Source organism: Streptomyces sp. NPDC028419, from assembly GCF_055565515.1.
Window position 1 is genome coordinate 229,662 of the sequence record NZ_JBVHUE010000010.1, and the last position, 7,610, is coordinate 237,271.

Here is a 7,610-nt window from a genome sequence, read left to right on the forward strand (position 1 = left end):
ACATCGTGACACGGGCCGCGGGGCGGGCCTCGCCCGCACCTCAGGTGTCGGTCCGGTAACGGACCGATCACCCGCTCATTAGACCCTTGACACCCCTAAAGGTCTAGGCCAAGCTCCGACTACTGGTCTAAACCAATATGGATCAGATCCCGGCCCCACGTCAGGTACTTCGCGTATGTCACCGCGGCGGGCAAGGGAAGTGCAGGCAGGCATCCCTGAGGAGGGTGGCGTGAAGCGCAAGCTCATCGCGGCGGTTGGAGTCGCGGGCATGGTTATCGGCCTGGCGGCGTGCGGTGGCTCCGACAGCAAGGGGGGCTCCGAGACCGAGAAGGCTTCGGGTGCCAAGGAGCTGACCGTCTGGTTGACGGTTGACGCCCAGAACAACTGGCCGGACCTGGTGAAGGCGGCCGACGACGCGATTGTCGCGAAGCACCCGGGTCTCACGATCAAGCACGAGTACTACGGCTGGCCGGACAAGAACGCCAAGCTGGACGCCGTGCTCGCCACGGACAAGGCCCCGGACGTTGTCGAGATGGGCAACTCCGAGATGATCGGCTACATGTCGACCGGCGCCTTCGCCGATCTCGACGCGTCGAAGTTCGAGAACTCCGGCACCTGGCTGGACGCCCTGAAGGAATCCGTCACCTACGACGGCAAGACCTACGGCGTCCCCTACTACGCCGGTGGCCGTGTGGGCACCTGGCGCAAGGACCTCGCCACCGAGGCCGGCGTCACCGCCGCCCCGAAGAGCTGGGCCGACCTGACCGGCGCGCTGGACAAGATCCAGACGGCGAAGGGCGACAAGTTCAGCGCCCTCTACCAGCCCTCCCCGGACTGGTACGCCGCGATGTCCTTCGTCTACGACGCGAGCGGCAGCATCGCCAAGAAGGACGGCGACAAGTGGAAGGCGAACCTGTCCTCCCCCGAGTCGCTGAAGGGGCTCAAGCAGTACAAGGAGCTCCTCGACAAGTACATGCACGCGGACAAGACCAAGGACGAGTCGGACCGTCCGGTCGTCTTCGGCCAGGGCAACGCCGCGGCGATCTTCTCCGCCGGCTGGGAGGGCGCTGACGCGGCCACCCCGAAGAACGACAAGGTCGGTGGCCTGAAGGACAAGGTCGAGACCTTCGTGATGCCCGGCCCGAACGGCAAGGCCCTGCCGGTCTTCCTCGGCGGCTCGGACCTCGCGGTCCCGTCGAAGTCCAAGGCCAAGGACGTCGCGGCCGAGTGGATCAACGTCTTCACCGGCGCGCAGGGCCAGAAGGGCCTGATCGCCAAGGGCAACCTGCCCAACAACAAGACGGACCTCGCTCCGCTGAAGGCCGACCCGAAGACCCAGGTTTCGGCCACCGCGGCCGAGTCCTCCTGGTTCGTCCCGACCGCGCCCGGCTGGGGCCAGGTCGAGAAGGGCAAGCTCCTCCAGACCATGCTCGTGGAGATCGGCACCGGCAAGAAGACGGTCGAGGCCGCGGCGAAGGACGCCGACGCCGCGATCGACAAGGTCATCAACACCAAGTGACCTGAGTGAGCAGGGCCCCGCCGGACCGGCGGGGCCCTGCTGCCCGTCAAGAGAGGGACCCCCGAGGAGCACGCGATGAGTGCCGCACAGACAACCACCGCCGATCTGCCGCCGGCGGACCAGAAGCCTTCCACCGCAGCGAAGACAGGGAACGCGGGCAAGCCGGGAGGAACGGGCCCCCGCAAGGGCTCGGGTTCCACTCCCTGGCTGCTGCTCGCGCCGTGCCTGCTGGTCATCGCGCTCGTCATGGGATACCCGCTCTTCAGACTGGTGTCCCTCTCCTTCCAGAGCTTCGGCAAGTCCGAACTCTGGGGTTTCAAGGAAGCCCAGTTCGTCGGCTTCGACAACTTCTCCAAGGTCCTCGGCGACGGGGTCTTCTGGGCCGTGGTGCTGCGCACGGTGATCTTCGCGGTCGGTGCGGTCGTCCTGACCATGGTCATCGGCATGCTGATCGCACTGCTGCTGCAGAAGGTCTCCGGCTGGGTCAAGGCCCTCATCAACATCGCGTTGGTGGCGAGCTGGGGCATGCCGATCATCGTCGCCACGGCCGTCTTCAAGTGGCTCTTCGACACCAACTACGGCGTCCTCAACTACATCCTGAGCAAGCTGCCCGGCGTGGACATGATCGGCCACAACTGGTTCGCCAACGGCCCCCAGGGCCTCGCGGTGATCATGCTCCTCGTGGTCTGGGGCGCGGTGCCCTTCGTGGTCATCACCCTGAGCGCGGGTCTGACGCAGGTGCCCAAGGAGCTGGAGGAGGCCGCGCGCCTCGACGGCGCCGGCGCCTGGGGCGTCTTCCGGCACGTCACCCTCCCCATCCTGAAGCCGATCATCGTCATGCTGACGACCCTCTCGGTGATCTGGGACATGGGTGTCTTCCCGCAGGTCTTCGTGATGCGCAACGGCAACCCCGAGGCCGAGTTCCAGCTGCTGACGACCTACTCGTACCAGCAGGCCTTCGTGGTCAACGACTACTCGGGCGGCTCCGCCATCGCCCTGGTGACCGTCCTGCTGCTGCTCGGTGTGGTCGCCGTCTACATGCGCCAGATGCTCAAGATCGGAGAGGTGGAATGACCGCCACCACCGCGACCCCGCCCACCGCGACCTCTTCCGCCGCGCGCCCCGCGCCGAAGGCGAGCCGGAAGAAGTCCAAGCTCGGCTGGAACCTGGGCGGCCTGCTCGTCTTCGCCGTCGTCGGCTTCCCGGTCTACTGGATGCTCAACACGGCCTTCAAGCCGGAGAAGGATGCGATCGACCCGCATCCGAAGTTCTTCCCCACCACGTTCACGCTGGGGAACTTCAAGCGCGCGCTGGAGATCGCCGACTTCTGGGGCCCGGTCGGCCGCAGCCTGATCGTCTCCTCCGTCGTGGTCGTCATCGGCATCGCGGTCGGCATGCTGGCGGCGCTCGCCATCTCCCGCTTCGCCTTCCGCGGCCGCAAGGTCGTCATCGTCGGCATCCTCGCCGTCCAGATGATCCCGCTGGTCGCGATGATCATCCCGGTCTTCCTGCTGCTGAACGACCTCGGTCAGTACGACAAGCTCACCGGCCTGATCATCACCTACCTGACCTTCATCCTCCCCTTCACCGTCTGGACGTTGCGCGGCTTCATCGTCAACATCCCGAAGGAACTGGAGGAAGCGGCCATGGTCGACGGCTGCACGCCGACCGGCGCCTTCATCCGGGTGGTCTTCCCGCTGCTGGCCCCCGGCATGGTCGCCACCTCCGTCTACGCCTTCATCCAGGCGTGGAACGAGTACCTCTACGCCCTGATGCTGATGAGCCAGCAGAACCAGACCGCGACCGTCTGGCTCGGCAACTTCACCACCAAGCACGGCACCGAGTTCGCCCCGATGATGGCCGGCTCCACCATGATGGCGCTGCCGATCGTCGTGCTGTTCCTCCTCGTCCAGCGGAAGATGGCCGCGGGTCTCACCGCCGGCGCTGTGAAGGGATAACGGACCCATGACTGTCCTCGCAGAACGCACCGACACGATCACCCGTGACGCCCTCGCGGTCCTCCAGCCCGGCTTCGAAGGCACCGTCGCCCCCGCCTGGGTACTGCGCCTGGTCGGCGAGGGCCTCGCCTCCGTGGGCCTGTTCGGCCGCAACATCGTCTCGGCCGAGCAGCTCAGCGCGCTCACCGCCCAACTGCGGGCCGAGCGGGACGACGTACTCGTCGCGATCGACGAAGAGGGCGGTGACGTCACGCGCCTGGAGGTGCGGGGCGGTTCCTCCTTCCCCGGGAACCTGGCCCTCGGCGCGGTCGACGACACCGGGCTCACCCGCGACGTCGCCCGCGAGCTGGGCCGGCGCCTGGCCGAGTGCGGGGTCAACCTCAACTGGGCGCCGTCCGCGGACGTCAACTCCAATCCGGACAACCCGGTCATCGGCGTACGCTCCTTCGGCGCCGAGACCGAGCTCGCGGCCCGGCACACCGCTGCCTACGTCGAGGGGCTCCAGGCCGCCGGAGTCGCCGCCTGCACCAAGCACTTCCCGGGGCACGGCGACACCAACGTGGACTCCCACCACGCGATGCCCCGCATCGACGCGGACCTCGACACCCTCTACGCCCGCGAACTGGTGCCCTTCAAGGCCGCCATCGCCGCCGGGACCAAGGCCGTGATGAGCGCGCACATCCTGGTGCCCGCGCTCGACCCGACCCGGCCCGCCACCCTGAGCCCGCAGATCCTCACCGGCCTGCTGCGCAAGGAACTCGGCTACGAGGGCCTGATCATCACCGACGGCATGGAGATGCAGGCCATCGCCGCCACCTACGGCATCGAGCGGGGCACCGTCCTCGCCATCGCGGCGGGCGCCGACGCGATCTGCGTCGGCGGCGGCCTCTGCGACGAGGCCACCGTGCTCGGCCTGCGCGACGCGCTGGTCGAGGCCGTCCGCGAGGGCGCCCTCCCGCAGGAGCGGCTCGCCGACGCCGCCGCCCGGGTGCGCGCCCTCGCCGCCTGGACCCGACAGGTCCGCGAAGCCGGGGCGCCGGGCGCGCAGCAGGAGGGGAGCGCGCCCGGCATCGGTCTCGCGGCGGCCCGCCGCGCCCTGCGGGTCAGCGGCACCCGGTCGCCCGTGACCGCGCCGTACGTCGCCACGCTCGCGCCCGCGCCGAACATGGCGGTGGGCGACGAGACCCCGTGGGGCGTGGCGGCGGCCCTGGCCGAGCTGCTCCCCGACACCGCCTCGGGCGAGTTCGGGCAGGACGCGCCGGTGGAGGAGATCCTGGCGGCGGCGGGCGCCCGTACGGTCGTCGCCGTGGTCCGCGACGCGCACCGGCACGGGTGGATGGCCACGGCCCTGGACGCGCTGGTCGCGGCCCGGCCCGACACGGTCGTCGTCGAGATGGGGCTGCCGCGGGAGCGGGCGCGCGGCGCGCTGTACATCGAGACGCACGGGGCCTCGCGGGTCTGCGGACAGGCAGCGGCGGAGGTCATCGCGGGGGCCTGACCAGCCCCCGCGTACGCGGAAGGCCGGGCACCCGTCACGGGGGCGCCCGGCCTTTCGCGCGTTCACCCGCCGACGGGCTACAGGCCCTGCCAGGCGGGCTTGGCGGCGAAGGTGTGGCGGAAGTAGTCGGCCAGCTTCAGCTTCGAGGCGGCGGCCTCGTCGACGACGACGGTCGCGTGCCGGTGCAGCTGCAGCGCGGAGGCCGGGACCAGGGCCGACAGGGGGCCCTCGACGGTCTGCGCGACCGCTTCGGCCTTGCCCTCGCCGGTGGCCAGCAGGACCAGGTGGCGGGCGTCCAGGATGGTGCCGATGCCCTGGGTGATGACGTGGTGGGGGACCTGGTCTATGTCGTTGTCGAAGAAGCGCGCGTTGTCGACGCGGGTCTGCTCCGTCAGCGTCTTGATCCGGGTGCGGGAGGCGAGGGAGGAGCAGGGCTCGTTGAAGCCGATGTGCCCGTCCGTGCCGATGCCGAGCAGCTGGAGGTCCACGCCGCCGGCCTCGGCGAGGGCGCGGTCGTACGCCTCGCAGGCGCCCACGATGTCCTCGGCCGAGCCGTCGGGGCCCATGAAGGAGTCCTCGGACAGGCCGAGCGGCTCGACGACCTCGCGCAGCACGACGGCGCGGTAGGACTCGGGGTGCCCGGCGGGGAGGCCGACGTACTCGTCGAGCTGGCAGATCCGGGCGCGGGAGGCGTCGACCTCGCCGGCCTTGACCTTGGCCGCGAGGGCCTCGTAGATGGGCAGCGGGGTAGAGCCGGTCGCCACGCCGAGCAGTGCGTCGGCCTTGCGGCGGACGAGGGCCGCCATGGCCTCCGCGATGAGCTCTCCGCCTGCCGTGGCGTTCGGGACGATGACAACTTCCACGCTTTGCCTGCCGATCTGAGAAGGTACGTGTGGTATAGACCAATCTAGCAGAACCGTGCCCTTCTGCCGCCTCCCATGGTGAGCCGTTTCCCCCCACCCGTCCTGCGCAACGGCCCCCCGGGGCCCGTCGCCCGCTCGGCCTGCCCACTCCAGCCCCGCCGGCGTCTCCGGCACGGGGCCAGCCCATCCAGCTCCGCTGGTCCTTGAGGCACGGCCCTGCCCATTCAGCTCCGCCGGCGTTTGAGGCACGGGGCCAGCCCACTCCAGCTCCGCTGGTCTTTGAGGCACGGGCCTGCCCATTCAGCTCCGCTGGTCTTTGAGGCACGGGGCCAGCCCACTCCAGCCTCGCCGGCGTTTGAGGCGCCGCCGGAGGCAGCGGGAGCCGCGCGGCGATTGAGCGCGGGCGATTGGGCACGTCCCGGCCGGTGGTGCCTCCGGCGGCGCCTCAAACGCCGGCGAGGCTGGAATGGCGGGGTCTCGAAGGCCGGCGGGGCTGGATGTGGCGGGGTCTCGAACGCCGGCGGGGCTGGATGTGGCGGCGCCTCACGCGTCGGCGGGGATGGATGTGGCGGCGCCTCACGCGTCGGCGGGGATGGATGCGGCGGGCGGGGCCGGGGGTGGCGGGGGAGACTGGGGGGATGGAACGACCCGGGACGATGATGGCCGCCGAGATCGGCCAGCAGCCCGCGACCTGGCAGCGCATCCTGACCGACGCCGCCACCCCGATCCGCGAGACCGCCAGGGCCATCGCCGCGCAGCACCCCCGCTTCGTGCTGCTCGCCGCCCGCGGCAGCTCCGACCACGCCGCGCTCTACGCGAAGTACCTCCTGGAGGTGGACCACGGCCTGCCGTGCGGGCTGAGCTCGATGTCCACCGTCACCGCCTACGGCTCCCGCCCCCGCCTCGACGGGGTACTGGTCATCGCCATCAGCCAGTCCGGCGGCTCGCCGGACCTGATCGCCTCCGCCCGCGCCGCCCGCGCGGCCGGCGCCGTGACCCTGGCCGTCACCAACAACCCCGACTCCGGGCTCGCCGCCGTCTGCGAGCACCGCATCGACGTACTGGCCGGCCCGGAGAAGGCGCTGCCCGCGACCAAGTCGTACACCGCCTCCCTCCTCGCCCTGTACCTCTTCAGCGAGGCCCTGCGCGAGGCGGACGGCGTCCCCGCGGCCCGCGGGCTGCCCGCGCTCGCCGAGGAGGTGCTGGCCCGGCGCGACGAGGTGCGCACCCTGGCCGCCCGGTACCGCTTCGCCGAGCGGATGGTCGTCACCTCGCGCGGATTCGGCTACCCGACCGCGCGGGAGGCCGCCTTCAAGCTGATGGAGACGACGTACATCGCCGCCCTCGCCTACTCCGGCGCCGACCTGCTGCACGGCCCGCTCGCCATGGTCGACAACATCTTCCCGGTGATCGCGGTGGTCCCCGACGGGCGCGGCGGCGATGCCCTGCAGCCGGTCCTGGACCGGCTGCGCGGGCGCGGCGCCGACCTGTGCGTGATCGGCTCCCCGGCCCGCGTCGCCGCCGCCACCAGCGGATTCGCACTGCCCGGCGACGGCGTCCCGGAGGCCCTCCAGCCGCTGCTGGAGATCCTGCCGCTCCAGCTGCTGGCCCATGAGGTGACCATCGCCCGGGGTCAGGACCCGGACGCCCCGCGCGCCCTGGCGAAGGTCACCGAGACGCACTAGGTGTATTGATCACGAGCGTTGTTGACACTCGGTAGGTCTTGAACATGACGAAGACCTCCGGTGTGGTGGGAGCTGTCTAGGAACCCA

At 70.5% G+C, this 7,610-nt stretch carries 6 protein-coding genes; 5 read left to right on the forward strand and 1 reads right to left on the reverse strand.

What is annotated here, in order from left to right:
• Positions 1 to 229: 229 nt before the first annotated feature.
• The 4 genes from ACZ4UB_RS14875 to ACZ4UB_RS14890 all read left to right on the forward strand — a co-directional run bounded on the left by ACZ4UB_RS14875 (position 230) and on the right by ACZ4UB_RS14890 (position 4,975).
• Positions 230 to 1,519, forward strand: a complete 1,290-nt coding sequence (locus ACZ4UB_RS14875; protein ID WP_468070435.1) for an extracellular solute-binding protein — start codon at positions 230 to 232, stop codon at positions 1,517 to 1,519.
• A 75-nt stretch (positions 1,520 to 1,594) separates the two neighbouring features.
• Positions 1,595 to 2,593, forward strand: coding sequence for a carbohydrate ABC transporter permease (locus ACZ4UB_RS14880; RefSeq protein ID WP_467960889.1), 999 nt, complete (start codon positions 1,595 to 1,597; stop codon positions 2,591 to 2,593).
• Complete coding sequence (locus tag ACZ4UB_RS14885) at positions 2,590 to 3,477, forward strand: carbohydrate ABC transporter permease (RefSeq protein ID WP_399262553.1); 888 nt, start codon at positions 2,590 to 2,592, stop codon at positions 3,475 to 3,477. The genes ACZ4UB_RS14880 and ACZ4UB_RS14885 overlap by 4 nt, the downstream gene beginning before the upstream one ends.
• Positions 3,478 to 3,484: 7 nt before the next feature.
• Positions 3,485 to 4,975 (forward strand): glycoside hydrolase family 3 protein, encoded by a 1,491-nt coding sequence (locus tag ACZ4UB_RS14890; RefSeq protein WP_468070436.1) that lies wholly within the window; start codon positions 3,485 to 3,487, stop codon positions 4,973 to 4,975.
• Between the two features lie 77 nt (positions 4,976 to 5,052).
• On the opposite strand, the gene nagB is transcribed toward ACZ4UB_RS14890, so the two are convergent.
• Entirely contained in the window at positions 5,053 to 5,838 is a 786-nt protein-coding gene (gene nagB / locus ACZ4UB_RS14895; RefSeq protein ID WP_468070437.1) for a glucosamine-6-phosphate deaminase, read from the reverse strand.
• Between the two features lie 638 nt (positions 5,839 to 6,476).
• Between nagB and ACZ4UB_RS14900 the strand changes: the two genes are divergently transcribed.
• A complete protein-coding gene (locus tag ACZ4UB_RS14900) occupies positions 6,477 to 7,523 on the forward strand; it encodes an SIS domain-containing protein (protein WP_468070438.1) in 1,047 nt (348 codons plus the stop codon).
• The last annotated feature ends 87 nt before the right edge of the window (positions 7,524 to 7,610 follow it).